Origin of the sequence: Dyadobacter sp. (genome assembly GCF_051859145.1) — a bacterium.
Taxonomy (GTDB): Bacteria; Bacteroidota; Bacteroidia; order Cytophagales; family Spirosomataceae; genus Dyadobacter.
On record NZ_JBHYGF010000296.1, the window covers coordinates 2,503 to 4,455 of the forward strand.

The 1,953-nt window shown below is 50.8% G+C and carries 1 protein-coding gene and 1 pseudogene; both read right to left on the reverse strand.

Features of this window, described 5'->3' with window-relative positions; translation table 11 throughout:
* Window positions 1–1,358 (reverse strand): annotated as a pseudogene (locus ACTIE6_RS16625) (TldD/PmbA family protein); the annotation flags it as partial.
* A gap of 125 nt (window positions 1,359–1,483) precedes the next feature.
* The coding region (locus ACTIE6_RS16630; protein ID WP_439557711.1) for a metallopeptidase TldD-related protein at window positions 1,484–1,953 on the reverse strand (470 nt) is incomplete at its 5' end.

Sequence of the window (1,953 nt, forward strand, 5' to 3'; positions counted from 1 at the left end):
GAGAAGGATCCGTCCCCAATAATGTAGATACCCTTTTTCACATCCTTGATCATTTCTTCCACACTCAGTGGCGTTTTGCCAGCTTCGAGGGAGACATTCGGCATGCGCTGAAACTGCACCGAGCTCCAACTATCCGCATAGCAGCAACCCTGTGATTCTTTTTCTCCTAATATATGCACCTGGTCGCGGATCGCCTGGTAGTTTACCAGCACGCCATCCCGCACGAGATCCCACTTTTTGGTATTAACACCTTCATCATCCCAGCCAACCGCGCCCAGCGAACCCACCTGCAGCTTGTCGGCTACGAGGTTCACCTGCTTGCTTCCGTACTGGAAGTTTTTCGACTGCCATTTATCCAGTGTTGCAAATGAAGTTCCTGCAAAATTGGCCTCGTAGCCCAGTACGCGGTCCAGTTCAAGCGGGTGGCCCACAGATTCGTGAATGGTAAGCCACAAATGCGACGGATCCAGTACCAGGTCGTATTTACCAGCTTCCACCGATTTGGCGGTTAGTTTTTCCTTGGCTTGTCTCGCGGCTAGAGTCACATCTTCTAGCATATCATAACCCATGCCGTAGCGCGTAGTGATACCCGTCACTTTGTCCGCCGGATTTACCTGAAGATAATCGTATCCCATTCCCATCGGCGCGCTCAGCGACCGGCGCGTCTCAAACTTTCCGCTTTTCGGATCAATGGTTGTTACATTGAATTGTGGGTAGATCCGGTGAATATCCTGGTCGATATAGGAGCCGTCTGTAGACGCAAAATATTTCTGCTCGTTGACCATGAAAAGTACCGAGTTGACATAATTCGCGCCGTTTTTCAATGCTGCGTCATTTACGGACAGCAGCAGGTCGACTTTCTCCTTAATAGGTACCTCAAATGCATTTTTCTTGATCGGGGCTTTCCAGCTAACCTCTCCGAAGCCTTTCTGAGGCGCCAGCTGAACCGGTTCTTTCATCAGTTTCGCATTGGCTTTGGCGATTGCGACTGCGCTTTCGGCCGCCTGCGCCATTTGCGTTTCGTTGTTCACATCCACCACAGCCGAAAACCCCCAGCACCCATTCGCGATCACCCGCACGCCCACGCCATAAGACTCCGTGTTAACGATGTTCTGAACCTTGTCCTCGCGCGTCACGACGAATTGATTGAGATAGCGACCGATCCGGACATCGGCGTAAGTCGCACCCTTTGCTTTTGCAGCGTTCAAAGCCGCGTCGGCCAGTCGCTTTTTAATGGCCACGTCCACGCCCGGCACCAGAAATGCCTCAGGGGAAACCGGCCGGCCGGTCACAAGCCCGGGCATCATGAACGCTCCCGTTCCTAGCCCGGCCATTTGAATAAAATCTCGTCTGTTCAATGTGTTTGTAAATGTTTGCTATTCGTGGCGGATTGATTTTGCGTCAAAGACAAATCTTAATGTAAGAAGTTGCCCGCTTCTGCCAAATCTTCTTTGTATGTAAGGCATTAATCTGATATAAATGGTCAGACTGCATCGGAGAGACTTGTAAAAGTAAAGTCACGGATTTTGAGAGGCGGCACGAGACTCCCGTTCGCACGCACCGGCTTTCCTATTGCTTCCACATTATTGAGCATGATCACGGGACTTTCATTGAACCGGAAATTTTTGACAGGATACTTGATCTGGCCGTTTTCAATGTAAAAAGTACCGTCGCGGGTAAGTCCGGTATAAAGCAGGGTTTGCGGATCAACCGCGCGGATGTACCAGAAGCGGGTAACTAAAATCCCCTTTTCAGTACTTTTAATCAGGTCCGCAATGGACTCGTTCCCTCCCTGAAAAATAAAACCTCCCGCCGGCGGTACCGCTTTCACCCCCTGTTTTTCAGCCCAGAAACGTGAGTACGACATATTCTTAACAACCCCATTCTCCACCCAAACCACTTTTTCCTGCGGCCGGCCGTCGCCCAGGTAAGTAGCGCCCGGGATTTCTGCAT